Source organism: Bradyrhizobium sp. SYSU BS000235 (assembly GCF_049747295.1).
GTDB lineage: Bacteria > Pseudomonadota > Alphaproteobacteria > Rhizobiales > Xanthobacteraceae > Afipia.
This window is the reverse complement of record NZ_JBMHJM010000001.1, coordinates 4,646,797-4,671,625: the sequence shown is the minus strand read 5'-3', so window position 1 is coordinate 4,671,625 and position 24,829 is coordinate 4,646,797. Positions and strand designations below refer to the sequence as shown.

Sequence of the window (24,829 nt, the reverse complement as noted above, 5' to 3'; positions counted from 1 at the left end):
CTTGTTCAATGACGCGTGACCTATCCATGACAATCCGCAGAGGAATACTGAGAGCAGACATGCGCTCCGTGCAAGACAGTAACACCCGTGTGCGCGAGTGACACACGTGTGCGTTCTTGCACGATTTCGCTTTTTCGACATCTAAGCTTCCACCTCACCGACAGATCGAACGTTCGCGATGCGGTCCCCGCGCCGCGATTCACTTTTCTCAACAAGAGATCCCGACATGCCCGCGATGGAAATTGGAATTGACAGCTTCGCCATGCTCCCGCAGGGCCCGCAACCGGGTGACCAGCGACTTGCCGCGGCCGAGCGCATGGAGCAGTTGCTTGCGGAGATCGAGACCGCTGACCGGGTCGGCCTCGATATCTTCGGTCTGGGCGAACATCACAGATCGGAGTTTCTGGATTCCGCACCAACGCTCATCCTTGCGGCTGCGGCGGCACGGACAAAATCGATCCGTCTCACCAGCGCCGTGACGGTGCTCGGTGCGGCAGACCCTGTGCGCGTCTTCCAGCAATTCGCAACCCTCGACCTGATCTCGAAGGGCCGCTCTGAAATCGTTGTCGGCCGTGGCTCTTCCATCGAGGCGTTCCCGCTGTTCGGTTACAGCTTGAATGACTACGACGATCTGTTCGCCGAGAAGCTCGACCTGCTGCTGAAGGTGCGAGGCGCCACCGGCATCGAGTGGTCCGGACGGTTCAGGCCCGCGCTGCACGGACAGGGCATCTACCCGCGTCCGCTGCAAGACAAGCTGCCCATCTGGCTTGGCGTCGGCGGAACGCCGCAATCATTCGTGCGCGCCGGCATGCTCGGCCTGCCGCTGATGCTGGCGGTGATCGGCGGACGTTACGAGCAGTTTCGCCCACTGGTTGATCTTTATCGCGAAGCCGGTCAGCGCGCGGGCCATCCGCCGGAAACACTGCGCGTGGGATTGCATACGGTCGGCTTCGTCGCCCCGACATCGACGGAAGCCGCAGACATCTTCTATCCCGGCTGGGCGCAGATCATGTCCGTGATCGGCCGCGAGCGCGGCTGGTCGGCACCGAGCCGCCGCGACTTCGAGGTCATGCGCAGCGACAAGGGCACGTTCCTGATCGGAGATCCGGATGAAGTGGCCGCCAACCTGATGCGCGCGAACGCCATTCTCGGCGGCCTGTCGCGGGTCACGTTCCAGATGAGCACGGCGTCCGCCGATCACGAGGCCATGGCTACCGCCATTACCCTGCTCGGCGAGAAGGTCTCGCCTGCCATCCGCTCGGTGACTGCGTAAGCCACCTCCTCGAACCGGTTGATCCCACGCGGGTTTCACGGAACGGTGAAATCGCTGAAACCCGCGTCATATTGGCCGGGTTATATCGCAATGCCGCCTGCGCGATTTGCCGGATAGCGCCTTGCCCGGTATGAATTGGGTCCACAAGTTACCCGAGGCAGAAGATCCAACCATGGTCCAGGCCATCAAACGCATTTCGCTCGCCCTATTCGTCAGTCTCTGCATCGCGTCTGTCCTGTCTGTCGCGCCTGCGCTCGCGCGTACCGTGACCGACTCCGCCGGGCGGCAGGTCGATGTCCCCGACACCATCTCCCGGGTGTTTGCAGCCGGGCCGCCGGCCTCGACGCTTCTTTATGTGCTGGCGCCGGAGAAAATGATCGGCTGGGTCCGCCCCCCGCGCGACGCCGAAAAGCCGTTCCTGCTTCCCTCGGTCCGGGACCTTCCCGAACTGGGGCGCCTGACCGGCCGCGGCGACACGCTCAATCTCGAGCGGCTGCTGGCGGCGAAGCCGGACATCATCATCGATTTCGGCACCATCAACGACACGTATCGATCGCTCGCGGATCGCGTCCAGTCGCAGACCGGCATTCCCTATCTGCTCATCGATGGCCGCTTCCAGAACACCCCCGCAGCATTGCGCCTGCTTTCGGGTGTACTGGGCGTGAGGGAACGTGGTGAAGCACTGGCCTACGCCGCCGAACAAACCTTTGCGCGTGTCGACAAGATCATCGCCGAAATCCCCGCTGATAAACGTCCGCGGGTCTATCTCGCGCGCGGCCCCGAAGGGCTTGAGAGCGGATCGCGCGGCTCGATCAACACCGAGATCATCGAACGCGTCGGCGGCATCAATGTTGTCGAGGGATTGCGCGAGAAAGGCGGCATCGTCAACGTCTCGCCCGAGCAAGTGATCGCCTGGGCGCCGGATACCATCATCACGCTGGATCATCGTTTCCAGAAGGCCGTACATGCGAAGAGTGAGTGGAAGCCGGTCCCGGCTGTTGCCTCAAACCGCATCTTCGTGGCGCCCAACCTGCCCTACGGCTTTATCGACTCGCCGCCGTCGATCAACCGTCTCGCCGGCCTGACGTGGCTGCTCTACAAGCTCTACCCCGACAAGACGCAAGGTAATCTGCGCGACGACACGCGGGCTTTCTACAAACTGTTTTATCAGGTTGAGCTGACGGATGCGGCGCTCAACACCTTGCTTGACGGTTCAGGAGGTTGAAACGCAGCCTTGCGCACCGCAACCACGATCGTTCTCCTCTTCGTTCTTCTCATCGCCATTGCGTTGATCGCATCGGGTATCGGCCCCTACCCGATCGCACCGCTGACCGTTCTCGATGTGCTGACCCATCGCCTGTTCGGCACCAGCGCTGACGCGACGCTCTCGACTATTCTGTTCAACATCCGCCTGCCGCGCGTGATTGCCGCGGGTTTCGTCGGCGCCGCGCTCGCCGCTGCGGGTGCCGCCTATCAAAGCCTGTTCCGCAATCCACTGGTCTCGCCTGACATTCTTGGCGTCTCCACCGGCGCCGGACTGGGTGCGGTGATCGGCATCCTGCTCGGATTGCCGGTGTTGATCATCCAGCTGTTCGGATTTGCCGGCGGCATGGTCACCGTGATGATCGTGGTGGCGCTGGCACGTACGCTGCGCGGCAGCGGTGATGTGCTGGTGCTTGTGCTGGCCGGCATTGTGGTCGGCGCACTCGCGGGCGCTGCGATCTCTCTCGTGAAAGTGCTCGCCGACCCCTACGACCAGTTACCCGCCATCACCTTCTGGCTGCTTGGCAGCCTCGCCGGCGTGAAAGCCAATGATGTGGCGGCCACCGTACCGGTTGTTCTGATCGGCCTTGCACCATTGATCCTGCTGCGCTGGCGGATCGGCGTCCTCTCCCTCGGTGACGATGAAGCCCGCGCGCTCGGCGTCAACGTCGAGCGCATCCGCGTTATCGTGATCGCCGCGGCAACGCTGGTGACCGCAAGCGTCGTCGCGATCTCAGGCGTCATCGGGTGGGTCGGGCTGATGATCCCGCATATGGCGCGCATTCTCACCGGACCACGGTTCGATCGCCTGCTGCTTGCATCGATCCCGCTTGGCGCCGCATTCATGATTGCCGTCGATACGCTCGCCCGGGCGGGTGCGCGCATCGAGATCCCGCTCGGAGTGCTGACCGCTGCCATCGGCGGTCCGTTGTTCGTGTGGCTGCTGGCGCGTAGCCGCAAAAGGCTCGTGCCATGACGACGCTCGAAGCGCGCAACCTCGCCATCGGGTACGGATCGACGACAATCGCGAGCAACCTGAATCTCGCTCTCGCTCCGGGCACAGTGACATGCCTGCTCGGCCCGAATGGCGTCGGCAAGACCACCCTGTTCAAGACATTGCTGGGCTTGATCCCGCCGATCAAAGGATCAGTGCTCGCAGGCGGTGAAGACATCACGCAGATGAGCCGGGAGCGGATCGCGCGCCAGATTGCCTATGTCCCGCAGGCGTCGCCTTCGGAATTTGCCTACACGGTCCTCGATCTGGTCATGATGGGACGCACCGCCTATCTCGGCGCCTTCGGCACCCCGCGCAAAGCGGACTACGACGAAGCCGCACGCGCTCTCCATTTGCTCGGCATCGGCGCCCTTGCCGAACGGGATTCAACGCGCATCTCCGGCGGACAACGGCAGCTCGCCTTGATTGCAAGAGCCCTCGCCCAGCAAGCCAACGTCATCATGATGGACGAACCGACCGCGAGCCTCGATCTCGGCAATCGCAGCCTTGTGCTCGACACCATCAGCAACCTGTCCGCCAGCGGATTGACCATCGTACTCTCCACCCACGAGCCCGAGCACGCCTTCCTCGTGGCGGATCAAGTCGCGATTCTCGGTCGCGATCGTTTCGTCACGGGAGCCCCCACAACGACGATGACCTCAGACGAGTTGTCGCGGCTTTACGGCCTGCCGATCACCATCGAGCAAACCTCATCGGGACGATCGGTCGTCGTTCCCGGGAAAAAGCATCAGCCTATTTGAACGCTTCACATATCGTCTGGTGCTGATCGCTCGCAGAGATATCTGCGTGCTTGGACACGGCCTTCCACCACGCATGCAACGAGGCGCTCCGGCATGGCAACTTCACGCTCATGCCGCCGGAGAATTTGATCCAGTGATGGAAGCGAAGGTCTGGAACTGCGATCAGCACCGGAATGTCGAGGCTGAGAGCCTGTTCGACCAGGAACAGAAGCCCCTTGCCTTCCTGCTCATGTTTTCCGAACCGGTTGATGATCAGCAGATCGGCGCCGTCGAGTTGATCCGCGATCTGGCCCCCGGCCCGCATCAGCCGGTCAACATCCAGACGGCACCCCCTCGCGCAAGTGCCGAGGTCCTGAAACAACTGAAGCTGCTCACCATTGTGCAGCATCATCACAGAGAGTTCGACATCGTCCGTGCAGTGATGCCCGAGCTGGACGAGACCGACGACGCGATGACCTTGTGCGATCAGATCATCCGCGAAACCGCGGAGTAATGCGTCGGGTGTCTCATGCTGCTGGTATACCAGGGCACCGAGATCGCATTGGGCATCGAAAACCCCGCATCCCGACTGCGGCGAACGGGAGAACGGTTCCGCCGGCACATCATGCGCATAAGTCACCACGGCATCATTCCTCTGCTGACAAACCTGGCCGAACCGTTATATCTTTTTATGTATATCGGTCAAAGCAGGTGCGTTTCACTTTTTCATGCGCACTTGCGCGGTATCTCCACGGCAAGAGGGGCGTCCCGCAGCGTGTTCTCTTGACACCTCATGGTCCAGCCGCAAGGCTGGACCATTTTTTATGCCGTGAGACAGAACGCGCGAAAACCGAAACGCGACCATTCCCTGCCGGACCGGGCTGGACGGCCTGCGTGATTTCGTTATATTTATGTATATATATCGTGGAGTTTCGATGACATGAAAATCGAAAGTCAGACCCTGACGACGTGCGACATCACGGCCGACGGCCGCAACATCTCGTTGGGATTTGTCGACAGCGGTGGCCAGACCCGGGCGATTCATTTTCCGATCGAACAGGCAGGTTCCCTTGCCATGACCCTCCCCGCGCTGATTGAGCGAGCGCTGAAGGTTTCATTCGGCGACGAAACACTCCGCTACACTTACCCGCTCGGCTCATGGAAATTCGAACACGCGCAGGATCATGCGCAAGGAATCGTAACGCTCAGCACCACCGACGGTTTCAGCGTTAGCTTCTCGTTGCGGCAGCGCCAGCAGCATGAGCTTGGTGAAGCGCTGGTGACCTACCCGGCGCCGGACAAAGCAAAGTTCATGAATTGATGACCGCAGGCGATCAGCCGGCTGCGCGGCGTGATCGTCCGATATCGGACTTAAGCGCCATGAGATCCTTGCGAGCCGCGGCCTCTGCCGCCTTCTCGATCCGCCGATAGCGCTCGACCAGCGAGATGCCGAATGGCGTGAGCGCCGCACCGCCCCCATGCTTGCCCCCGGTTTGCCGTTCGACCGCAGGACGACCACAGATGGTGTTGATTTCATCCACCAGATCCCAAGCGCGCTTGTACGACATGTTCAGCGCCCTGCCCGCGGCCGAGATCGAGCCGCAACTCTGGATGGCTTCCAATAGCTGGATTTTGCCTGGACCTATCCTGGCGTCGGAATCGAGATCGATCCGTAAACTCAATGAAGGCGTCTGGGATGGTTTCTTCATTGCACGCTGGCTCTCGCGCGACCGGCGTTCCCAATGCCATGTGTTACGGCTTCGGACCGGCCAAGCTAACAATAGTCTGTATCCGCTGCAAAGCAACCATCCGACATGCCACGCAGAAGTCCTCCGCACGCAATTCCGGTTGATTTCCATCGCCTATTTCTGCAGCAATACGCCCTCCGGATCCTATCCGGTAAAACAAGAGGAAACGTCATGGTCAATCGTATGCAGTTCTACATCGACGGCGCGTGGGTCGATCCCGTCGAGAAGAAATCGATCCCCGTCGTCAATCCGGCGACCGAAGAAGCGATGTACGACATCGCGCTCGGGTCAAAGGCCGACGTGGACAAGGCGGTCGCAGCTGCGCGCCGTGCATTCGAGACCTTCTCCCAGACCAGCCGCGAGGAGCGCGTGGCGCTGCTGACCCGCGTCATCGAGGTCTACAAGAGCCGCATCAAGGATATCGGTGCGGCCATCTCCGACGAAATGGGCGCTCCCCTGCCAATGGCGGAGAAGCTGCAGGCCGGCGCCGGCCTCGGCCACCTCAGCTCGACGCTCGAGGTGCTGAAGAGATATGAATTCGAAGAGCCGGTCGGATCGGCCATGGTCGTGCGTGAGCCGGTTGGCGTCATCGGGATGATTACGCCATGGAATTGGCCGCTGAACCAGATCGCCTGCAAGGTGGCCCCCGCGCTTGCCGCTGGCTGCACCATGATCCTGAAGCCATCGGAATTCACGCCGTCGTCCGCGTTGATTTTCGCCGATATCCTGCACGAGGCAGGTGTGCCGAAGGGCGTGTTCAACCTGGTCAACGGTCTCGGCCCGGAGGTCGGCGCCGCCATGAGCGAACATCCCGACATCGACATGATCTCGTTCACCGGCTCGACTCGCGCCGGCATCGACGTGGCCAAGCGCGCGGCACCGACCGTGAAGCGCGTCAGCCAGGAGCTCGGCGGCAAGTCGCCGAACATCATCCTGGAGGATGCAGATCTCAATAAAGCCGTCGCCGGCGGCGTGGCCCACGTCTTCAACAACTCCGGCCAGTCGTGCAACGCGCCGACCCGGATGATCGTGCCGCAGTCGAAGATGAAGGAAGTCGCCGCCATTGCCAAAGCGGTTGCCGACAAGACCAAGGCCGGTGATCCCCGCGCCGAAGGCACCACCATCGGACCTGTGGTCTCGCGCATCCAGTGGGACAAGATCCAGGCCCTGATCCAGAAGGGCATCGACGAAGGCGCAACCCTCGTCGCCGGTGGCCCCGGCCTGCCCGAGGGCGTCAACAAGGGCTACTACGTCCGCCCCACCGTCTTCGCCGACGTCACCAACGACATGACCATCGCCCGCGAAGAAATCTTCGGGCCGGTGATTTCGATCCTGGGCGCGAAGGATGAGGACGATGCGGTGAAGATCGCCAACGACACGCCGTACGGCCTCGCCGGTTATGTCTCGGCCGGCAGCGTCGAAAGTGCGCGCAAGGTCGGCCGCAAGCTGCGCGCCGGCAACGTCAATCTGAACGGCGTGCCGAACGAACGGACCGCACCGTTCGGCGGCTACAAGCAGTCTGGCAACGGCCGCGAATGGGGTAAGTTCGGGCTCGAGGAATACCTCGAGGTCAAGGCCATCGCCGGCTTCAACGCCGCCTGATCATAAGAAGCCAAAAGCGGCCTCGAACGGATGTCCGTTCGAGGCCGCTTTTTTATTCCGCGCATGCGGCTCGAAATGCCGATTGACATGAACCGCGGCTGCTCAGTATGGATGCAGCCATGAACAACAACCGGACAACCTTCCGCGCTGGACTCCGTCGTCGCTCTTGTGACGATGCCGGGTCGCGCCATGTCCGACGACGATGCTGAACGCTTAAAGATCAGTATGTCTTCAAGGAGGCCGCACCCGCAGTGCGGCCTCCTTGCGTTTGGGCCGCCTGCTTCTTTCCAGCACAGGAGCCCAGCATGACTGCAGCACATTCGTACGACGCGTTAATGGATATCACGCCCCGCCCGCCGATCGTATTCGTTCGCGGCGAAGGCAACTGGCTGTGGGACGGTTCCGGCAAGCGTTATCTGGACTTCGTGCAAGGCTGGGCGGTGAACTGCCTCGGACATTCGCCGCCTGCAATCGCCGAGGCCTTGGCACGTCAGTCAAGAACGCTTTTGACGCCGAGCCCAGCCTTCTACAACGCGCCAAGCCTCGAATTGGCTCAGGCGCTCGTCAACAGCAGTTGCTTTGACCACGCGTTCTTCACCAACTCAGGCGCCGAAGCCATCGAGGGCGCAATCAAGCTCGCGCGCAAATACGGCGCGCTGCATCGCGACGGCGCCTACGAGATCATCACATTCGACGGCGCCTTTCATGGCCGCACCTTGGCTGCGATGTCGGCCTCCGGCAAGAAGGCATTCGAACCGCTGTTCGAGCCGAAAGTGCCGGGCTTTCCGAAAGCCAAGCTCAACGATCTGGACTCGGTCAAAGCGCTGATCAACCGGAAGACCGTCGCGGTGATGCTGGAACCTGTTCAGGGCGAAGCCGGCGTCTGGCCTGCGACTGATAAATTCCTGCAAGCGCTGCGCGAGTTGACGCGACAATATGGACTGCTGCTGATTGTCGATGAAATTCAAACCGGCATCGGCCGTACTGGGAAACTGTTCCACTACCAACACGCGGACATCGCGCCCGACGTGATGACGCTTGGAAAAGGCATCGGTGGCGGCGTCCCGCTCGGCGTTCTGCTGGCGACGACATCCGCCTCCTGTTTTGAATACGGCGATCAGGGCGGCACCTTTAACGGCAACCCGCTGATGTGCGCGGCAGGCCTCGCCGTTTTGCAACAAATCGATCAGCCGGATTTTCTGCAACAGGTCGTCGATAACGGAGCCTTTTTCGTGGACGAACTGGAACGGCTTTCCGCGCGGCATGGACTTGGCGAGGTGCGCGGTCGAGGTCTATTGCTGGCCCTCGATCTCGAACGCCCTATCGGACCATCCATTGTCGCGGAAGCCTTGCGAGATGGCCTCCTGCTGAACGCACCGCGCCCGGAGACGCTGCGCTTCATGCCGGCGCTGAACGTCACGCAGTACGAAATTGCCCAGATGATTTCACAGCTCGATGCCATCCTTGCCAAGCTTGGCGCCGAGGTGACGCATTAGCGTGACAACTTGAGTCCGCGAATGTTGATCGCAAACACATGCGGCTTCGAACGGGTATCCGTTCGAAGCCGCATTTTCTATCGCGCCAGACCTTATTCGAAGCCCGCGACGTGATGCGGCTCGTACGGCGCTTCGAGCGAGGCGATTTCATCATCTGTCAGCTTCAGCGACACTGCCGCGACCGCATCGGTCAGGTGGTTGGCCTTCGATGCACCGACGATCGGCGCGGTGACGCCATCGTGCTGCAGCACCCACGCCATCGCGACCTGCGCCCGCGACACGCCCCGCGCCTTCGCGATCTCCGCAACTTTCTCGATGATGACCTTGTCGGATTCCAACGAACGGCCATAGAACGTCTTGCCGAACTGGTCGGTCTCCTGACGCTCACTGGTCTCGTTCCAATCGCGCGTCAGACGGCCGCGCGCCAGCGGGCTCCATGGAATGACCGCCACGCCCTGATCGATGCAGAGCGGAAGCATGTCGCGCTCCTCTTCGCGGTACAGCAGGCTGAGATGGTCCTGCATGCTGACGAACTCGGTCCAGCCGTTCAGCCGCGAGACGTACAGCGCCTTGGCGAACTGCCAGGCGTGCATGGACGATCCGCCGATGTAACGCGCCTTGCCCGCCTTCACGACATCGTGGAGCGCCTCCATGGTCTCCTCGATCGGCGTTCCGTAGTCCCAGCGATGGATCTGATAGAGATCGACATAATCAGTGCCGAGCCGCTTCAGGCTGTTGTCGATCTCGGACATGATCGCTTTGCGCGACAGCCCTACCCCGTTCGGGCCAGGACGCATGCGGTTAAAGACCTTGGTCGCCAGCACGATGTCGTCGCGCTTGGCAAAGTCCTTCAGTGCACGGCCGACGATTTCCTCGGACGTGCCGTCGGAATACGAATTCGCGGTGTCGAAGAAGTTGATGCCGAGGTCGAGCGCCTGCTTGATCAGCGGCCGGCTGGCGTCTTCCTTCAGGGTCCAGCTATGCGAACCGCGGTCGGGCTCGCCGAAAGTCATGCATCCAAGACAGATGCGTGACACACCCATGCCGGTAGATCCGAATTTCACGTATTCCATTGATAGGCTCCAAGACTAACGAAGGCGGATAGGTTCGGCGTTGCGCCGAAGGTGCGGCCGACAGCCTAGTTCGCCAATCGTCAAACGCAAGTCGCGCGACGCTGTATCCTGTCGGAAACAGCGCAACGTCCCACCGCTCAACTTATCGTGTGTCGATATCCGCCGAACCGGTCTGGCGACTGTCAGCCGTGGCCAAGCGCCCGCAGCAGCCGCTGCGGCGTCATCGGAATTTGCGAGACGTGCGCCCCCAGCGGAGCAATGGCGTCGTTCACGGCATTGATGGCGGCGGCCGATGCCGCTGCGGTGCCTGCCTCACCGCAGCCCTTGGCGCCCAACTCGGTGTCGCGTGTCGGCGTCTCGACATGGACGATTTTGATATCCGGCATCTCGAACGCCATCGGCACGAGATAGTCGGCCAGCGAGCCGTTCTCGAGCTGCCCCGTTTCGCTGTAACGGCACTCCTCGAAGAATGCGGCCCCGAGCCCCTGGATCGCACCGCCGCGGACCTGCTCGTCTACCAGCATCGGGTTGATGACGCGGCCGCAATCTTCCGCCACCCAGACCCCGAGGATCTTGGTGAAGCCGGTCTCGACATCGACCTCCACGTAGCATCCCTGCACGCCGTTCGTGAAGGCGAACGGGTACCCGCGCGGCGAATAGTGATGCGCGACGGTAAGCTGAGGAGACACGTCGGACGGCAACGTATCGGAGCGATAGTAGGAAATGCGCGCGACGTCGGCGAGCGACATCCGGATGTTTCCGGTCCCCGCATCGACGATCTGTGCGTTTTGGATATCGAGATCGCCGGGCTTCGCCTGCAGGATGGCACCCGCAACGTGAAGCACATTCTCTTTCAGCTTCTTTGCGGCCTGGAATGCAGTCTCGCCGCCGATGCCGGCGCCACGGCAGGCCCAGTTGGCGCCGCCCTGTGGCGTCACGTCGGTATCGCCGGTGATCACACGCACCGTCTCGCGGTCGACGCCGAGATTTTCCGCGACGATCTGGCCGACGATGGTCTCGGTGCCCTGCCCGTGCTCACCCACGCTGATCAGGCACTGCACCTCGCCCGACGGCGTGATCTTTACGATAGCGCCGTCCTGCGAAGAGATGCGCGCGCCGCCGACGCCATAGAATGCCGGCGACGGATTGGTGATCTCCACGAACATCGCAATGCCGATGCCGCGATAGATGCCCTTCTCGCGCAGCTCCTGCTGCTCTTTCACGAGCTGCGGGTAGTCCATCATCTCATGAAGCTTGCTGAGACACTCTTCATGAGACAGGCGCTCGAATTTGTATCCCGTGGGAGACGTATAGGGATACATGTCCTGCGTGATGATGTTGCGCCGCCGGATCTCGAACGGATCGAGACCGACGCGACGCGCGACGTCGTCGACCAGTGCCTCGGTCACCGCGCATGCGATCGGATGCCCCACCGCGCGATACTGGCTGGTCTGCACCTTGTTCTGAAACACGACATTCAGTTCGCCGTGATAATTCCTGAAGCGATAAGGCGCACCCATCAGACGCACCACCTGATTGCCCTCAACAACGCTGGTGCGCGGAAAGCTGGAGAACGCGCCGATCGCCGTCACATCATCGACCTTCATGCCGACGATATTGCCGGATTCATCCGACGCAAGACTGGCGTGAACCCGATGATCGCGCGCGTGAATGTCCGACAGAAAGGATTCCATGCGGTCGGCGGAATACTTCACCGGCCGGCCCGCCATCATGCTGAGGCCGACCACCGCCATGTCCTCGTGATAGACATGCAGCTTCATGCCGAACGATCCGCCGATATCCGGCGCAACCACCCGCACGCGCGACTCGGCAATGCCGTAGTGACGGCTGTAGAGATCCTGAAATTGGTATGGCGTCTGGGTTGCGTGATAGACCGTGAGCTGCTCTTCGGCGGCGTTGTAGTCGGCGATGATCGCGCGCGGTTCCAGTGTCACGGCGGTATGCCGGCCGAAGTGGTAGGTCTCATCCACGACGACGGCACTGTCCTGATACGCGGCCTCCACATCGCCGCTATCCAGCTTCAGCACGAATGACACATTGGTCCCGAGCTCCGGATTGATGATGTCCGCACCCTCTTCCCGCGCGGCATCGATGTCCGCGACCACCGGGAGCTCTTCGTAGTCCACATTGACGAGTTCGGCTGCGTCTTCCGCAATTGCACGGGTGCGCGCGACGACGGCAGCCACCGCCTGCCCGGCCCACACCACCTTGTCAGTCGCCAGCGGCAATTGCGGCGTCGACTTCATGTTGTGGAAGTGATCGAGGGTACCGACCCACGGCTTGCACAGCTTCGCCAGATCCTCACCGGTCGCGACGAGATGAACGCCTTCAATGTCCAGCGCTGCGCTGGGATCGACGGAGAGGATTTTCGCATGGGCATATGGGCTGCGCACGAACGCCGCATACAGCATGCGCGGCAGCTTCATGTCGGTGACGTAGCGTCCCTTACCGGCCAGCAGCCGCTTGGCGTTCGGACGCGTCACAGAGCGGCCGATATAACTGTTGGGGCGGTCGAGCTTGCTGAGCGTCTTTTCAGTGGCCATGCGACCTATTCCGGCTTCGATGGTTCAGCGCCGGCAGCAACGCGCGCATGAGCAACCGACTCGATCGAATTGACGATGGCCTGATAGCCGGTGCAGCGGCAATAGTTTCCGGACAAGCCGTCACGGATTTCCTCGCGGCTCAGGATCTCGCCCCGGCTCAGCAATTCATGGGCGGTGACCAGCATGCCTGCGGTGCAAAACCCGCACTGCAGGGCATTGTTGTTGTGAAAGGTTTCCTGGATGTCGGCGATGGCCTTGCGCTGTGTCAGTCCCTCGATGGTCTCCACGCGTTCACCGTGGGCCTGCACCGCATACATCAGGCATGCGTGCACGGCTTTGCCGTTCAGCAACACGAGGCAGGCACCGCAAACACCCATCTCGCAGCCAAGATGCGTGCCGGTCAATTCCAGCTCTTCGCGCAGAAAGTCTGCCAGCGACATGCGCGGTTCGATATAGCGGGCGACGGTTTCGCCGTTCACTTCAAGGGCAATGGGAACATGTTCGCTCATGCGTGAACTCCTTCAAGCATGCAGTCGGCGCGGCTGAGCTGCCCGAGCAATCGCCCGAGCAGCACGCGGGCGAGATGCATGCGCATCGCCGCGCTGGTTTCTTCGTTGTCTTCCGGGTCGAGATCGTCGCCGAGCGCCGCCTGCGCCGCGGCAATGACCTCCGGCAACAACATCTGATTGGCGATCGCCGCTTCCGCATGGCGTGCGCGCACCGGCGTGGATGCCACGGAGCAAAATGCGATGCGTGCGGACAGCAGCCGATCGCCGTCGAACGTCCCCTGAATGCCGCATCCAACTATCGCGTAGTCGCCGCGACGCCGCGCCAGCTCATGGAACACGCAACGGTCATTGGCGCCGAACACCGGGATGTGGATCGCGACTAGAATTTCGCCCGGCTCAAGACCCGTATCGAACAGATCCTTGAAGAAGCCGTCGGCCTTCATGGTTCGGATACCGTCAGGACCGGCGATCTCGAATTCCGCATCGAGAGTAAGCGTCATCGCCGGAAACTCGGCGGCCGGGTCCGCCAGCGCGATCGTCCCGCCGAACGTCCCCTTGTTCCTGATGGCAGGATGAGCCACGTAAGGCGCCGCCCGGCGCAACAGCGGAACGTATCGGGCGATATCGGGCGACGTCAGCATCTCGGCGTGCCGCGTCAGCGCGCCGACACGCAGCACATCGGCGGATTTCGAAATGCCCTTCAGAGCCTCGATGCGGGAAATATCGATCAGAACGGCAGGCGCCTGCAGCCGGAGCGACAGTGACGGCACCAGGCTCTGTCCGCCTGCCAGATAGACGCAATCGCCATCGGCCTCGGCGTAGGCGTCGAAAGCGTTTTCGAGGGTTTCCGCACGAACATACTTGAAAGCACGCGCTTTCATGCCATTCTCCGAAATTCTTCATTTGTGACCAGATGGTCTCAAATCACTACTGGGACCGGATGGTCCTGGTGTCAATATAAATTACCAACTGGTCTGTTCGTATTTAACCATCGGAACAACTTAAATTGATAGGATCGTCTACCATGTGACGATCCGGGTGCCGAACATGCCAAACAATGGAAGAAAGCCGACCAAATCCGCCCGACCGAAGAAGTCGGCCACGGCGAAAAAGAGCGTGCGGACACGCAAGAACATGCCTGCGGCCGAGCGCGAAAAGGTCATCCTTGAATCCGCCATCCGCTTCTTCGCGGAACACGGCTTCGAGGGCCAGCAGCGCGAACTCGCCAAGCGGATCGGCATCACCCATTCAGCGATCTACCGCCACTTCCCGAGCAAGGAAGCGCTGGTCGAGCGCGTCTATGAACACGTGTATCTGGGAAGTTGGCAGAAGCATTGGGGCGACCTGATCCAGGACAGAAGCCAACCGCTGGAAGCCCGGCTCATTCAATTCTATTCCGAGTACATCGACCATATTTTCCGGTTCGACTGGGTCCGCATCTTCATTTTCGCCGGCCTGAAATCGTTCGACATCAGCGAACGCTACCTCGTCATGGTGATGAAGACGGTCGGCACGCCGGCACTGATGGAGGCGCGCGAAGAATTCGGATTCGCCTCCCCGGATGCACCGATCGGTTGGCGCGAGCAGGAATTGTTCTGGGGCCTGCACGGGCGGATTTTTTATATGGCAATTCGCAAGTTCATTTACCGCATGCCGATCCCGCCAGACGAGGAGCGTGCCGTGGTGGTGAGCGATGCCGTGCGTCAGTTCATCATGGGCACGCGGCGGGTTCTCAGCGAGTTACAAGATGCGTGAATTCGATCAAAGTCCAGTATAGCCCCAAGCGGGCAGCGCGATTTCTCCGCGATGGTAAAACCCGCTGACGATATCGTCTTCGGCCGGGTCTCGCGATCAAGAACTGCGTGAGGCTGGCGATATCGCTACGTCGGGGCCTAACGCCGCCGGCCGGCAGCGAACATCGCACCGGCGATAAAGGCAATCCCCAGCATGGCAAGTGGCGCCTTGCGGGTGAAGTCCTCGACAGAGTCAAGAATAGGTCTGGTGTTTGCGCTGCGCACCGCGGCCGCGAACTTGCGCCCTGCATCCACTGCCTTGTCACTAGCCGCGTCCACCGATTGCCTGACGTCCGTCAGAGTATCGGAAGCCCGTTCAGCGATATTCGGATTGTCGGTCATTGTCCCTCTCCGCGTCTTCTCAGCGCTTCAGATCGAATTCACAACGAAGCCGCTCGGCAATCAGGAAGATCATCTCCCGCTGACGGGGGTCGCCGGGGCCGGCGTGCATCACCTCAACGCGCCAACTGTCGCCGTCAGGATGAACCGCAACCGCCATATCGGTCGGCCATTCGCAGATGTCCTCCATCTCGACCTTGATCGACGCCTCAAGTTCTCCGGCTGTTTTGCTGGGCTTCTTCATTGGAATGTCCACCGCTCCAAAGAGCCCAGAGGACTTTCGGGGAGTCACGGTGAAAACCCGGCCGCCGTCACGACCGGATCCACCGTCGGGCAAAGCCTACTGGCTGCCACCCGTCTTACTTGAATTCGGCTGCGCGGTGTTCGGCGCCGCCGGCGATGTTCCACCCGCATTCTTCGAACCAGGAACAGTCGCGCGGTCCTGACGCGACATACCCGTCGTCTGGCCGGACGTCTTGCCCGTCCCCTTATGCATCGTGTCAGCACCGGGCTTCATCCCGCCGCGCATACTCGGCGCGCTGCTGCTCTGGGCTTCGGGGGTTTGCGCCATCGCACCGGTTGCGGACAGAGCCAAAGCACAAGCACCGACAAACAGTAACTTCTTCATCATTTCCACTCCTTGCATTCCTGCCGCTAGATTAAGTCAGCGCAGATCATCACGTTCCCCGGTCTGGCAAGGAAACAGGCGTTCGCCTGCCGCACCCGCAGCAAGCGTTTGATCAACTTCGGATGAACTCCTCGTGAGAACTCGGCACATACGGAACAAAAGGATTCCTTCCTGCTTGGATGAAATTGAAAGCGTTCGTTTTGGAGTGGGGCGTCGTGTGCTGGTCCGCGCGGTTTCAACCGCCTGTCGAAGTTCCGAACGGAAAACCTCTGCAGACCCTGGCAGACGCGAGAAAATTTCTTCTCAAGCTTCCCGATAACGAACGGCGGACCGAATTTGTGCAAGCCGTCATCGAGACATTGTTGATCGCCGCCATGCGGACTGGTCACGTTCCTCACGCACAGGCCAGCATGGTCGCATTGATACAAAGCCAGACGACGCCCCAACGGATTTCGAAGAGCGAACCATGAGGGACACCACCAAAGGATTGAGAAGCTTGCTGGCGGGTCTGGATACGCAGAAGTCGCGAGGGTGGATCGCGCATAACGAGTTCGACTACTTCACGCTGTGTGCGACGTGCGGACACTGGTTCGATTGCCGCAACCAGGACAGCCTCATCAGGCACAAGCATGCGACGACCACAGCGAGCATTGTCGTGACGACCATCACGACAAGCGCCCGCAAACCGATCCCTCAAGGTCAGGGCTCATCGCCCACTACCGCGGAGGTGCCGGACCTGCCTCCGAAAACCCCGGCTGGTGAGGCGAAGACGTAGCCGCCGGCAATCAGCTCGAGACAATTCCCGAGGAGAAGCTGATGGCGAACCGGAATGAACCACAGAACAAGCCGCATCGACAGAACATTGACGAGAAGACGCCGCCGCGGAGGGGAACGGACCAGCCGTGGAAGCGTCCCGGCCAGCAATCGCAAAATCCATCAGAGCCGGATCCGCCCGAGATCGATTTGGAGAAATGGCGAGAGTCCAACACGTCGTGATTTATTTATTTGAACGAACGGAGAATTGCCAATGCCCCGCGTGACGATTGTAGTCGCCGCAATATTGACGGCTGGCATCTCGGGGGCTTTTGCCCAGGATGCTCAGCGCAGCGGCAGCGCCCAGCAACAGCAGGCCTGTTCGAAAGACGTCTCACGCCATTGCCGCGCCGTGATGAAGGAGAACGACGCGGCCATTGCAAGCTGCCTGCGGGAGAACCGCGCCAAACTCAGCAAGTCCTGCCTCAAGGCACTGGCCGAGCAGCAGCAGTAGCCTCAAAGTCCATCCGCTGGCCCCGCGACCTCTGACATATCCTGCTGAGCAATGCTCACACAGACGTTGCGACACACTTTCGCAAACGCGCGATAGCGACAACGACGGAGCAGGCTTATATATGCCGGGTGCTCACGTTCGGCTTTGGCGCACTGCCGAGGATCATTCGATGAAAACGCCTCGCGACCTCGCCCACCACATGCGCGATCGTCAGGATCGCCGCAAGGTGGATGATGGATTCGTTCGCGAGACATTCACGCTCCCCCGGCCAGAGGCACGCAAAAGAGCGGAAGGCTTCTTCGCGCGCTATCCGAAAGCGGCTTATATGAGCGAAGTCGAACGCTGGCGCGAATTGCCGGGCGACCAAATCGAATTCACCATGAAACGGCTGCGGTCGGCGGATTGAAACAACCGGGAGTTGGCGGGAACCGCCTTCTGAGTGAGGAACTTTGGCGGTACCACACTAGTTCGTGAGGCACCGCCGGAGCCACTTCCCGGAGCCGTGATGGTCCCGCTCTGGAACTTGGTGGCATTTTTGCTATTATTTCAGGGCCAACGGAGCGGGACAGTCCATTGGCTAGGCCCGACCGGTACGGGTCCTTCAACCCTGACGGGCTGGTCGGGCCGACTTTCCTGATCACATAGCTCAATCTTGCTCACTCATTATAATGTCCACTTCGCGGCGAAGCGGAGACCTCAAAAAGTTCATCACAAGAAGCGGCTCCCTTCGGCGCGTATGTGGATCGAGCTTATTTACCGCCATTGTTTTGGCTTGCGCCCCGCGTCTTCGGTTCGTTGCCCTCCTGACTGTTCAGCCAGCCGGCACTTGTGGGGTGCAAATCATGGCGCAGGCAAACCGCGCCGGTATCCAGCGCATCTGCACCGGCAGGCAGCAGCACGCATCTCCAACAACTTTTTAATCGTTCTAAGTTACTGGAAAGACTATCGCTTGACCGGCTCGGGCGGCTGCACAACAAGACGGCATGACCGATGATTTGGTTTCTTCAAAGGAATTGCAGCTTGGGCACGCGGACCGAGGTTTTGTCGGGACGATCCTGAGGGTGGATGCCTCAACGACTGCCTCGTCCCTGCCGTCCCATGAGCTCGAGCGGCAGTTGGTCGAGATGGGGTTTTTGGAAGGCGCCCGGGTGGAAATCCTGCACGAGGGGACGATCAAACGCGATCCGATTGCGGTGCGCGTCGACAACATCACGATCGCACTGCGCCGGAGCGAAGCCATGGCTGTCTTTGTAGAATCGGCTGTCTTTGTAGAATGACAACAGAATCCCTGCGCCTTGCGCTCGTTGGCGCGCCGAACAGCGGCAAAACGGCGCTTTTCAACGCCCTGACCGGCAGCCGGCAGAAGGTGGCCAACTATCCCGGTGTGACCGTCGAGCGCAAATCCGGTGCGTTCGTCACGCCGGTCGGCCGCAACGTCACCCTGCTCGACCTGCCCGGCACCTATTCCCTGCGCGGCCGCAGCCCGGATGAAGAGATCACCCGCGACGTGGTGCTTGGCCGCTATCACGATGAAGCCGTTCCGGATCTCGTGCTGTGCGTTGCGGATGCCACCAACCTGCGTCTCACCTTCCGCCTTGTTCTTGAATTGAAGCGCACCGGCCGACCGATGATGCTGGTGCTCAACATGATCGACATCGCGCAGCGGCGTGGCGTCACCATCGACCTCGACAAGCTCTCCCACGAGCTCGGCCTGCCCGTCGTGACCTCGATTGCGGTGCGCAAGCACGGTATCGAAGACCTGCTGAAGCGCACCGATGCTTTTCTCGACACCTCGCCCGCTCCGGCTGCCGTTGGCCCATGGACGCCGCCGACCATCGCCGACCTGAAAGCCGCGCAGCGCGAGGCTGACCGCATCATCCGCGCGACGGTGACGATGCCGACCAAGCCGGATTCGATGACCACACGCGTCGACGCCGTGGTGCTGCATCCCGTCGCGGGCCTCGCGATCCTGGCGCTGATCCTGTTCGTGATGTTTCAGGCCGTGTTCAGTTGGGCGCAGCCGCTGATGGAATTGCTGTCGTCGTCATTCGCAGCGCTTGGCGAACTCGTCCACGCGTATTTGCCGGACGGCCTGCTGCAAAGCTTCGTGCAGAACGGCCTGATCAGCGGGGTCGGCAGCGTGGTGGTCTTCCTGCCGCAGATCATCATCATCTTCCTCTTTATTTTGTTGCTGGAAGATTTCGGCTACATGGCGCGCGCGGCGTTCCTGATGGATCGCATCATGGGCGGCGCAGGCCTGCACGGCCGCGCCTTCATTCCGCTGCTGTCGAGCTTCGCCTGCGCCATTCCCGGCATCATGGCCACGCGCGTCATCGATAATCGCCGCGACCGGCTGACCACGATCCTGATCGCGCCGCTGATGACGTGCTCGGCGCGCATTCCCGTCTATACGCTCATCATCTCCGCCTTCATTCCGGCGAAGACCATCTGGGGTTGGGTCAATCTCCAGGGCCTCGTGATGTTCGGGCTTTACGCTGCGGGCATCACCAGCGCGCTCGCCGTGTCCTCCGTGGTGAAGTTCTTCATGTGGCGTGACTATCAGCCCGCCCCCTTCATGCTCGAACTGCCGGATTACAAGCTGCCGCGGCTCAACAGCATCGCGCTTGGCGTCTATACCCGCGCCAAGATGTTTCTGCAGCGCGCGGGCACCACCATTCTGGCGATGATGGTGCTGATCTGGCTGCTCGCCTCCTTCCCGCAGGCGCCCACCGGCGCGGAAGGCCCTGCGATCAATTACAGCTTCGCCGCAATGATCGGTCATGCGCTGGAGCCCCTGCTGGCGCCGATCGGCTTCAACTGGCAGATCGCGGTTGCGCTCATTCCCGGCATGGCGGCCCGTGAAGTCGCGGTCGCGGCGCTCGGCACGGTCTACTCGATCGAAGGCGGCAAGGAAGCCGCCGACCAGATCGGACAGGTGCTCGCGCAGAAGTGGGAATTGGCCACAGCGCTGTCGCTGCTCGCCTGGTTCATCTTCGCGCCGCAGTGCGCCTCGACGCTTGCGGTCATCCGGCGCGAGACCGGCAGCACCAAATGGATGGTGGTGACGTTCCTCTACATGTTCGCGCTGGCGTATGTCGCGAGCTTCATTACGTACCACATCGCACGCGCGGCGGGGCTTTAGCCGATAACCCGGACGGAAAGCCTGATCATTCCCGGCGAGGCGCATCTGCGCCGAACCTTGCGATTTTTAGCGCGCAATTCCAACGACATCAGAACGCATCGATCACGAGAGATGCGCTGGTCACCTGCTCCGTTCAGGGATCGGTCCGGCGTTGAGCAATTTTTTTTAAAAATTCCTGATCCGGCGCCAAGGTTTTCCGTCCGGGCGGCGTCTTATGCTCGAACACAACCGGGCAACGGAGCTAAGATGAGCACAATCAACGTCAATCGGGAGTGGCCGGTGCGCCGCGCCTCGGACAGAGAGGCAGGCGATGGCCGTCGCAACAAGCGCTAACATATTGAATTGCGGACGGCCGGACGGACTTTTTCTCGCAATGACAATCCTGCCTGCGCCGGCGCCCCGCTTCTACTGCCTTGCCGAGGGCGAACTCCTGGCTCGCGTGCCGCCTTCCGACGAGAGCGATAGCGATCTCGTGGAGAGAGCAAATGGAGGCGATGCCGCCTCTTTTGAACGATTGGTGCGCCGCCACTATGATCTCATCCACCGGGTGGCCTGGCGTCAGACCGGCCATCGCGCCGATGCCGAGGACATCGCCCAAACAGTCGTGATGCAGCTCGTTGAGCGGTTGGCCACATGGCGTGGCGAGGCGAAGTTCACCAGTTGGCTGATCGGCATCACCATCAATGCCAGCCATGATCATCGCCGAGGCCAGTCCCGTTTTGGACAGGCGCGTCATGCCCTGGCCAATTGGCTCGGCAGCGGCGAGGCCGCGAGCGAAGCCCCTGATCCGATGCGATCCCGCTGGCTGTCGAGCATTCTCAGCCAGCTCGATCCGAAGCTGCGCGCCACCATCGTGCTGGTCGCCGGCGAAGGCTTGAGCCACCGCGAAGCGGCTGAGCAACTCGGCGTTTCCGAAAACACCGTGGCGTGGCGCATGCATGAAGTGCGCAAACGCCTGAGCACTCCTTCCGACGAGGTGGTCCGCTATGAGCGTTGATCAGAACTTCGAAACCCTTCCCGACATCGTTCCGTCCAACCGTGCCCGCGAACAAGCTGTTTTCAACGCAGTCGCGGCCTACCAAAAAGTCCATGGCCGGCAAACTGCGATGCCCACCGCGCAGCGCCACGGATTTTCATTGGCGGGTTTGTTCAGACGGCCAGCGATGCAGTTCGCGACGGTCAGCGTACTGGCCTTGGTCGTCGCATCTCCTTGGCTCTATTCACTGACGCGGTTTCCGTTGTCCCAGCAATCTGATGCGATCGCGAATAAGCCGAGCACCGTCGATGACAAAGCCGCGCCGTCACCAGGAGTTGCGCACGGAGCGCCAGATTTCGTTGAGCAATCCAACGCCGCCGCAGCATCTCCACCCGCGCCGGTTGCTCCCGACGCGCCGCAACCTAATTTTCAACCGCGCTCACGCGCCGCGTTGACGCTCGATACACGTCGCTCGAACACCGTCGAAGGCGATCCCGCTCCGTCACAAGCAGCTAAGCGGAGCGCGCCAGAGCTCGCCTATCGATCCAGCCCGGCTACAACGCCTCCAGCGGGGATCGCACCACAGCCTGTTCCTGCTCCGCAACAAAATTATGCCATGCGATCACGTGCACAGGAGCCGAGTGCGCGCAACGCACCGCAGCTTCTTAGCCGTCCCGCTCCCGCGATGGTTGGCGATCCGGGCGCATGGATCCAAAGACGCAAGGCTGAAATATACGCCCGCGATGCGGGGGCAGGTGCCGACAGGCGGCCCCTGACAGCCCCGGAGGACAGCGTCGGCGGCAATGAACGCTACGCGCCGTCTCATCAACGCTCCGTCGAAAACCGCGACCAATTTGCCAATGCACCGGTCAATGGCTTCAAGGACGTGAGGCAGGATGCTGTGTCGACCTTCTCAATCGATGTCGATACGGCCTCTTATTCTGTCGTGCGATCGCAATTGACGCGCTATCAGCTGCCTTCGCCCCAGGCGGTGCGCACCGAGGAACTGATCAACTATTTCCCCTACGATTATCACCGTCCGGCTTCAGCCAACGAGCCCTTCGCTACCGACGTCAGCGTCATGCCCAATCCTTGGGCCAAGGGGCGCAAGCTGATCCGCATCGGCATTCAGGGTTATCAGATCAAGACCGAAGAACGGCCGCCGGCCAATCTCGTGTTTCTGATCGATACGTCAGGCTCGATGGAGGGGCCCAACCGGCTGCCGTTGGTAAGACAATCGCTGGAAATGCTGGTCGATACCTTGCGGCCCGAGGACCGCGTCGCCATCGTCGCTTATGCAGGTTCGGCGGGAACCGTTCTTGAACCCACAACGGTCAGCAACAAGAACCAGATCCTGACAGCGCTCGACAATCTGAAGGCCGGGGGTTCGACAGCCGGTGGAGAAGGCCTGCAACTGGCCTACAGGCTCGCCGAACGTAACTTCGATCCAAAGGCGGTGAACCGCATCATGCTGGCCACCGACGGCGACTTCAATGTCGGCATCACCAACCGGGAAGAACTGAAAGGTTTTGTCGAGAGCAAGCGCGACAAAGGCATCTTTCTCTCAGTGCTTGGTTTCGGGATGGGCAATCTCAACGACAACCTGATGCAGGCTTTGGCGCAGAACGGCAACGGGGTCGCCGCTTATATCGACACTTTGGCGGAAGCGCGCAAAGTGATGGTGGATCAGGCCTCAGCCACGCTGTTTCCGATCGCCAAGGATGTGAAGATCCAGATCGAGTTCAATCCGGCTACGGTGTCTGAATATCGCCTCATCGGCTATGAAACACGCCTTCTCAATCGCGATGATTTCAACAACGACAAAGTCGATGCGGGCGATGTCGGCGCCGGAGCCAGCGTGACGGCGATCTACGACATCGTACCAAAAGGAGCGCCGCGCCTGATGGACGACAGCCGCTATCAGCCTGAGGCGACGCGGCCTCCGGTCGAGGCGGCATCGCAAGCCAGCGAATATGCCTATCTCAAAATTCGCTACAAGCTGCCGCAGGCGAAGACGAGCACGCTGATGGCCCAGCCGATCACGCCCAAAAACGAAGTGGCCGACATCAGTCAGGCTCCGGAAAGCGCCCGCTTCGCGGTGGCCGTGGCAAGCTTTGGCGAATATCTGCGCAATTCTGCGCAGATGGGCGATATGACGCTGGAAGGGATCATCGACCTCGCCAATGCAGCCAAGGGGCCCGACCCCTATGGCTATCGGGCTGAGTTCGTCAGCCTGGTGCGCTCCGCGGAGATGGCCAAGGCACGCAGCAGATAGCCCATCGTAGGATAACCAAGCGGCGCCACGCCCACCGATGAACCGGCACGGGCGTGGTGCCATGCGCTCTTGTGCGCTTTGGGCCGCGCCACTCGTCCCGCGCCCCCCGGTCAGGAATGACGCGGCGCGACGATCCTGCCCTGCGTGGTGGCTATTCCCATCTCGAGGCTGTCCGCGATCCGCCGCGCGCGTTCGACGAAATGCGCGGCTGCGACCGGCGGGCAAATCTCCGCCGCTGTCTTTTCGAACAGCGCGAGCCAGCGGTCGAAATGGGAACGATCTACCGGCAAACCGATATGCATCCGCATCGGCTGGCCGTGGTAACGTCCCGTCATCAGCGCGACTGAAGACCAGAAGGCACAAAGCTTCTGGATGTGATACTCCCAGTCGGTGACCTTGGACGCGAAGATCGGGCCCAGCACCGGCTCCGCCTGAATGCGCTCGTAAAACTTCCGGACCAGACGCTCGATCATCGGCTCGTCGATGCCGGTCTTGTCCATCAGTTCCGCGGTGATGCGCGCGCGGCGCTCGGGTCCACCTTCTACGGCAACGGTCATTGGTCGATCCTCAATGCACATGCGGCTCATGCCGCGGGACGAATTCCAAACTCCTCCGGGCGGAGCACAAGGTCCGCCAGGGTGTAGCGATCCAGCGTTGCAATGAAGGCGCCGAGCGCCTCCTTCAAAACCCCGCGCAGCCGGCAGCGCGGGGTGATCCGGCACTGATTGTCAGCGGTGAAGCACTCGACCAACGCGAAGTCCGGCTCGGTCGCGCGCACCACATCCCCTAAGCGAATTTTGTTCGGACGCATGGCGAGCGAAAGCCCGCCGGAGCGCCCGCGCACCGCCTTGAGGTATCCCGCTCGGGTCAGCTGATTGGCCACCTTCATCAGGTGAGCCTTTGAAATTCCGTAGACTTTCGCCGTTTCCTCGATGGTGATCAGCTCGTCACGACGGGCTGCGGCGTACAACAGCACGCGCAAGGCATAGTCGGAGAAGTTGGTCAGTCGCATGCCCTATCCTTTCGGATGATATCCGCAGCGGGGAAAAAGCGGTATAAAAGATATATATGGAATACTTCTTTTAGCAAGGAATCGGTGGCAAAGAGTTTCTGAAAATCCGCGCGGGTTATTGGGCAGCAAAGCGGC

The 24,829-nt window shown here is 61.1% G+C and carries 28 protein-coding genes; 16 read left to right on the top strand and 12 right to left on the bottom strand.

All coding sequences use genetic code 11. The features are described from left to right. Positions 1 to 235: 235 nt before the first annotated feature. The 4 genes from ACP0KA_RS21950 (at position 236) to ACP0KA_RS21935 (ending at position 4,291) form a co-directional block, all read left to right on the top strand. Positions 236 to 1,273 carry an LLM class flavin-dependent oxidoreductase gene (locus ACP0KA_RS21950; RefSeq protein WP_424631688.1) on the top strand — a complete coding sequence of 346 codons (1,038 nt, stop codon included), beginning with the start codon at positions 236 to 238 and terminating at the stop codon, positions 1,271 to 1,273. 172 nt (positions 1,274 to 1,445) lie between these two features. Beyond that, positions 1,446 to 2,498, top strand: coding sequence for an iron ABC transporter substrate-binding protein (locus ACP0KA_RS21945; RefSeq protein WP_424631687.1), 1,053 nt, complete (start codon positions 1,446 to 1,448; stop codon positions 2,496 to 2,498). A gap of 9 nt (positions 2,499 to 2,507) precedes the next feature. Further along, positions 2,508 to 3,512, top strand: a complete 1,005-nt coding sequence (locus ACP0KA_RS21940) for a FecCD family ABC transporter permease (protein WP_424630830.1) — start codon at positions 2,508 to 2,510, stop codon at positions 3,510 to 3,512. Beyond that, complete coding sequence (locus ACP0KA_RS21935) at positions 3,509 to 4,291, top strand: ABC transporter ATP-binding protein (protein WP_424630829.1); 783 nt, start codon at positions 3,509 to 3,511, stop codon at positions 4,289 to 4,291. The genes ACP0KA_RS21940 and ACP0KA_RS21935 overlap by 4 nt, the downstream gene beginning before the upstream one ends. Here the strand turns inward: ACP0KA_RS21935 and ACP0KA_RS21930 are convergent. After that, entirely contained in the window at positions 4,284 to 4,892 is a 609-nt protein-coding gene (locus ACP0KA_RS21930) for a DUF2478 domain-containing protein (RefSeq protein WP_424631686.1), read from the bottom strand. The two genes, ACP0KA_RS21935 and ACP0KA_RS21930, sit on opposite strands and share 8 nt — an antisense overlap. A gap of 318 nt (positions 4,893 to 5,210) precedes the next feature. Between ACP0KA_RS21930 and ACP0KA_RS21925 the strand changes: the two genes are divergently transcribed. Then, positions 5,211 to 5,591 carry a hypothetical protein gene (locus ACP0KA_RS21925; protein WP_424630828.1) on the top strand — a complete coding sequence of 127 codons (381 nt, stop codon included), beginning with the start codon at positions 5,211 to 5,213 and terminating at the stop codon, positions 5,589 to 5,591. A gap of 13 nt (positions 5,592 to 5,604) precedes the next feature. Here the strand turns inward: ACP0KA_RS21925 and ACP0KA_RS21920 are convergent, their stop codons facing one another. After that, positions 5,605 to 5,979 carry a winged helix-turn-helix domain-containing protein gene (locus tag ACP0KA_RS21920; RefSeq protein WP_424630827.1) on the bottom strand — a complete coding sequence of 125 codons (375 nt, stop codon included), beginning with the start codon at positions 5,977 to 5,979 and terminating at the stop codon, positions 5,605 to 5,607. A 210-nt stretch (positions 5,980 to 6,189) separates the two neighbouring features. Between ACP0KA_RS21920 and ACP0KA_RS21915 the strand changes: the two genes are divergently transcribed. Together ACP0KA_RS21915 and ACP0KA_RS21910 are read left to right on the top strand one after the other, a co-directional pair. Beyond that, on the top strand, positions 6,190 to 7,620 hold the full coding sequence (locus ACP0KA_RS21915; protein ID WP_424630826.1) for an aldehyde dehydrogenase family protein: 1,431 nt from the start codon (positions 6,190 to 6,192) through the stop codon (positions 7,618 to 7,620). Positions 7,621 to 7,925: 305 nt separating this feature from the next. Beyond that, positions 7,926 to 9,116 carry an acetylornithine transaminase gene (locus ACP0KA_RS21910; RefSeq protein ID WP_424630825.1) on the top strand — a complete coding sequence of 397 codons (1,191 nt, stop codon included), beginning with the start codon at positions 7,926 to 7,928 and terminating at the stop codon, positions 9,114 to 9,116. A gap of 92 nt (positions 9,117 to 9,208) precedes the next feature. Here the strand turns inward: ACP0KA_RS21910 and ACP0KA_RS21905 are convergent, their stop codons facing one another. From ACP0KA_RS21905 to ACP0KA_RS21890, 4 genes are all read right to left on the bottom strand, one after another. Continuing rightward, positions 9,209 to 10,189 (bottom strand): aldo/keto reductase, encoded by a 981-nt coding sequence (locus tag ACP0KA_RS21905; protein WP_424630824.1) that lies wholly within the window; start codon positions 10,187 to 10,189, stop codon positions 9,209 to 9,211. A gap of 182 nt (positions 10,190 to 10,371) precedes the next feature. Further along, positions 10,372 to 12,753 (bottom strand): xanthine dehydrogenase family protein molybdopterin-binding subunit, encoded by a 2,382-nt coding sequence (locus tag ACP0KA_RS21900; RefSeq protein ID WP_424630823.1) that lies wholly within the window; start codon positions 12,751 to 12,753, stop codon positions 10,372 to 10,374. 5 nt (positions 12,754 to 12,758) lie between these two features. Next, positions 12,759 to 13,262, bottom strand: a complete 504-nt coding sequence (locus ACP0KA_RS21895) for a (2Fe-2S)-binding protein (protein ID WP_424630822.1) — start codon at positions 13,260 to 13,262, stop codon at positions 12,759 to 12,761. Further along, positions 13,259 to 14,143, bottom strand: a complete 885-nt coding sequence (locus ACP0KA_RS21890; protein ID WP_424630821.1) for an FAD binding domain-containing protein — start codon at positions 14,141 to 14,143, stop codon at positions 13,259 to 13,261. Before ACP0KA_RS21890 ends, ACP0KA_RS21895 begins: the two co-directional genes overlap by 4 nt. Positions 14,144 to 14,309: 166 nt before the next feature. Here ACP0KA_RS21890 and ACP0KA_RS21885 point away from each other — a divergent pair, with 166 nt between their 5' ends. Then, positions 14,310 to 15,017, top strand: coding sequence for a TetR/AcrR family transcriptional regulator (locus ACP0KA_RS21885; protein ID WP_424630820.1), 708 nt, complete (start codon positions 14,310 to 14,312; stop codon positions 15,015 to 15,017). 137 nt (positions 15,018 to 15,154) lie between these two features. Here ACP0KA_RS21885 and ACP0KA_RS21880 read toward each other — a convergent pair whose 3' ends face one another. From ACP0KA_RS21880 to ACP0KA_RS21870, 3 genes are all read right to left on the bottom strand, one after another. Beyond that, the gene (locus ACP0KA_RS21880) at positions 15,155 to 15,397 is read right to left on the bottom strand and encodes a hypothetical protein (RefSeq protein ID WP_424630819.1); all 243 of its coding nucleotides are present in this window, start codon (positions 15,395 to 15,397) and stop codon (positions 15,155 to 15,157) included. Between the two features lie 19 nt (positions 15,398 to 15,416). Further along, on the bottom strand, positions 15,417 to 15,638 hold the full coding sequence (locus ACP0KA_RS21875; protein WP_424630818.1) for a hypothetical protein: 222 nt from the start codon (positions 15,636 to 15,638) through the stop codon (positions 15,417 to 15,419). 96 nt (positions 15,639 to 15,734) lie between these two features. Next, a complete protein-coding gene (locus ACP0KA_RS21870) occupies positions 15,735 to 16,025 on the bottom strand; it encodes a hypothetical protein (protein ID WP_424630817.1) in 291 nt (96 codons plus the stop codon). A 463-nt stretch (positions 16,026 to 16,488) separates the two neighbouring features. Between ACP0KA_RS21870 and ACP0KA_RS21865 the strand changes: the two genes are divergently transcribed. The 4 genes from ACP0KA_RS21865 to ACP0KA_RS21850 all read left to right on the top strand — a co-directional run bounded on the left by ACP0KA_RS21865 (position 16,489) and on the right by ACP0KA_RS21850 (position 17,695). Then, the gene (locus ACP0KA_RS21865; protein WP_424630816.1) at positions 16,489 to 16,797 is read left to right on the top strand and encodes a hypothetical protein; all 309 of its coding nucleotides are present in this window, start codon (positions 16,489 to 16,491) and stop codon (positions 16,795 to 16,797) included. A 41-nt stretch (positions 16,798 to 16,838) separates the two neighbouring features. Continuing rightward, the gene (locus ACP0KA_RS21860) at positions 16,839 to 17,018 is read left to right on the top strand and encodes a hypothetical protein (RefSeq protein ID WP_424630815.1); all 180 of its coding nucleotides are present in this window, start codon (positions 16,839 to 16,841) and stop codon (positions 17,016 to 17,018) included. 31 nt (positions 17,019 to 17,049) lie between these two features. Next, entirely contained in the window at positions 17,050 to 17,289 is a 240-nt protein-coding gene (locus tag ACP0KA_RS21855) for a hypothetical protein (RefSeq protein ID WP_424630814.1), read from the top strand. 169 nt (positions 17,290 to 17,458) lie between these two features. Then, positions 17,459 to 17,695 carry a hypothetical protein gene (locus tag ACP0KA_RS21850; RefSeq protein ID WP_424630813.1) on the top strand — a complete coding sequence of 79 codons (237 nt, stop codon included), beginning with the start codon at positions 17,459 to 17,461 and terminating at the stop codon, positions 17,693 to 17,695. A 343-nt stretch (positions 17,696 to 18,038) separates the two neighbouring features. On the opposite strand, the gene ACP0KA_RS21845 is transcribed toward ACP0KA_RS21850, so the two are convergent. Then, complete coding sequence (locus tag ACP0KA_RS21845; protein ID WP_424630812.1) at positions 18,039 to 18,188, bottom strand: hypothetical protein; 150 nt, start codon at positions 18,186 to 18,188, stop codon at positions 18,039 to 18,041. A gap of 84 nt (positions 18,189 to 18,272) precedes the next feature. On the opposite strand from ACP0KA_RS21845, the gene ACP0KA_RS21840 reads away from it, so the two are divergent. The 4 genes from ACP0KA_RS21840 (at position 18,273) to ACP0KA_RS21825 (ending at position 23,682) form a co-directional block, all read left to right on the top strand. Continuing rightward, a complete protein-coding gene (locus ACP0KA_RS21840) occupies positions 18,273 to 18,566 on the top strand; it encodes a FeoA family protein (RefSeq protein ID WP_424630811.1) in 294 nt (97 codons plus the stop codon). Further along, the gene (gene feoB / locus ACP0KA_RS21835) at positions 18,563 to 20,431 is read left to right on the top strand and encodes a ferrous iron transporter B (protein WP_424630810.1); all 1,869 of its coding nucleotides are present in this window, start codon (positions 18,563 to 18,565) and stop codon (positions 20,429 to 20,431) included. Before ACP0KA_RS21840 ends, feoB begins: the two co-directional genes overlap by 4 nt. Before the next feature lie 373 nt (positions 20,432 to 20,804). Continuing rightward, a complete protein-coding gene (locus tag ACP0KA_RS21830) occupies positions 20,805 to 21,428 on the top strand; it encodes an RNA polymerase sigma factor (RefSeq protein ID WP_424630809.1) in 624 nt (207 codons plus the stop codon). Further along, positions 21,418 to 23,682, top strand: a complete 2,265-nt coding sequence (locus ACP0KA_RS21825) for a YfbK domain-containing protein (RefSeq protein ID WP_424630808.1) — start codon at positions 21,418 to 21,420, stop codon at positions 23,680 to 23,682. The genes ACP0KA_RS21830 and ACP0KA_RS21825 overlap by 11 nt, the downstream gene beginning before the upstream one ends. A 110-nt stretch (positions 23,683 to 23,792) precedes the next feature. On the opposite strand, the gene ACP0KA_RS21820 is transcribed toward ACP0KA_RS21825, so the two are convergent. Both ACP0KA_RS21820 and ACP0KA_RS21815 read right to left on the bottom strand, forming a co-directional pair. Further along, a complete protein-coding gene (locus tag ACP0KA_RS21820; protein ID WP_424630807.1) occupies positions 23,793 to 24,239 on the bottom strand; it encodes a group III truncated hemoglobin in 447 nt (148 codons plus the stop codon). Positions 24,240 to 24,265: 26 nt separating this feature from the next. Then, the gene (locus tag ACP0KA_RS21815; RefSeq protein WP_424630806.1) at positions 24,266 to 24,694 is read right to left on the bottom strand and encodes an Rrf2 family transcriptional regulator; all 429 of its coding nucleotides are present in this window, start codon (positions 24,692 to 24,694) and stop codon (positions 24,266 to 24,268) included. Between the last annotated feature and the right edge of the window lie 135 nt (positions 24,695 to 24,829).

Coding starts and splice junctions, on each gene's coding strand:
- ACP0KA_RS21950 (WP_424631688.1), top strand. CDS start 236: ATGGAAATTGGAATTGACAGCTTCGCCATGCTCCCGCAGGGCCCGCAA.
- ACP0KA_RS21945 (WP_424631687.1), top strand. CDS start 1,446: ATGGTCCAGGCCATCAAACGCATTTCGCTCGCCCTATTCGTCAGTCTC.
- ACP0KA_RS21935 (WP_424630829.1), top strand. CDS start 3,509: ATGACGACGCTCGAAGCGCGCAACCTCGCCATCGGGTACGGATCGACG.
- ACP0KA_RS21925 (WP_424630828.1), top strand. CDS start 5,211: ATGAAAATCGAAAGTCAGACCCTGACGACGTGCGACATCACGGCCGAC.
- ACP0KA_RS21920 (WP_424630827.1), bottom strand. CDS start 5,979: ATGAAGAAACCATCCCAGACGCCTTCATTGAGTTTACGGATCGATCTC.
- ACP0KA_RS21915 (WP_424630826.1), top strand. CDS start 6,190: ATGGTCAATCGTATGCAGTTCTACATCGACGGCGCGTGGGTCGATCCC.
- ACP0KA_RS21910 (WP_424630825.1), top strand. CDS start 7,926: ATGACTGCAGCACATTCGTACGACGCGTTAATGGATATCACGCCCCGC.
- ACP0KA_RS21905 (WP_424630824.1), bottom strand. CDS start 10,189: ATGGAATACGTGAAATTCGGATCTACCGGCATGGGTGTGTCACGCATC.
- ACP0KA_RS21900 (WP_424630823.1), bottom strand. CDS start 12,753: ATGGCCACTGAAAAGACGCTCAGCAAGCTCGACCGCCCCAACAGTTAT.
- ACP0KA_RS21895 (WP_424630822.1), bottom strand. CDS start 13,262: ATGAGCGAACATGTTCCCATTGCCCTTGAAGTGAACGGCGAAACCGTC.
- ACP0KA_RS21890 (WP_424630821.1), bottom strand. CDS start 14,143: ATGAAAGCGCGTGCTTTCAAGTATGTTCGTGCGGAAACCCTCGAAAAC.
- ACP0KA_RS21885 (WP_424630820.1), top strand. CDS start 14,310: ATGCCAAACAATGGAAGAAAGCCGACCAAATCCGCCCGACCGAAGAAG.
- ACP0KA_RS21880 (WP_424630819.1), bottom strand. CDS start 15,397: ATGACCGACAATCCGAATATCGCTGAACGGGCTTCCGATACTCTGACG.
- ACP0KA_RS21875 (WP_424630818.1), bottom strand. CDS start 15,638: ATGAAGAAGCCCAGCAAAACAGCCGGAGAACTTGAGGCGTCGATCAAG.
- ACP0KA_RS21870 (WP_424630817.1), bottom strand. CDS start 16,025: ATGATGAAGAAGTTACTGTTTGTCGGTGCTTGTGCTTTGGCTCTGTCC.
- ACP0KA_RS21865 (WP_424630816.1), top strand. CDS start 16,489: ATGAGGGACACCACCAAAGGATTGAGAAGCTTGCTGGCGGGTCTGGAT.
- ACP0KA_RS21860 (WP_424630815.1), top strand. CDS start 16,839: ATGGCGAACCGGAATGAACCACAGAACAAGCCGCATCGACAGAACATT.
- ACP0KA_RS21855 (WP_424630814.1), top strand. CDS start 17,050: ATGCCCCGCGTGACGATTGTAGTCGCCGCAATATTGACGGCTGGCATC.
- ACP0KA_RS21850 (WP_424630813.1), top strand. CDS start 17,459: ATGAAAACGCCTCGCGACCTCGCCCACCACATGCGCGATCGTCAGGAT.
- ACP0KA_RS21840 (WP_424630811.1), top strand. CDS start 18,273: ATGACCGATGATTTGGTTTCTTCAAAGGAATTGCAGCTTGGGCACGCG.
- feoB (WP_424630810.1), top strand. CDS start 18,563: ATGACAACAGAATCCCTGCGCCTTGCGCTCGTTGGCGCGCCGAACAGC.
- ACP0KA_RS21830 (WP_424630809.1), top strand. CDS start 20,805: ATGACAATCCTGCCTGCGCCGGCGCCCCGCTTCTACTGCCTTGCCGAG.
- ACP0KA_RS21825 (WP_424630808.1), top strand. CDS start 21,418: ATGAGCGTTGATCAGAACTTCGAAACCCTTCCCGACATCGTTCCGTCC.
- ACP0KA_RS21820 (WP_424630807.1), bottom strand. CDS start 24,239: ATGACCGTTGCCGTAGAAGGTGGACCCGAGCGCCGCGCGCGCATCACC.
- ACP0KA_RS21815 (WP_424630806.1), bottom strand. CDS start 24,694: ATGCGACTGACCAACTTCTCCGACTATGCCTTGCGCGTGCTGTTGTAC.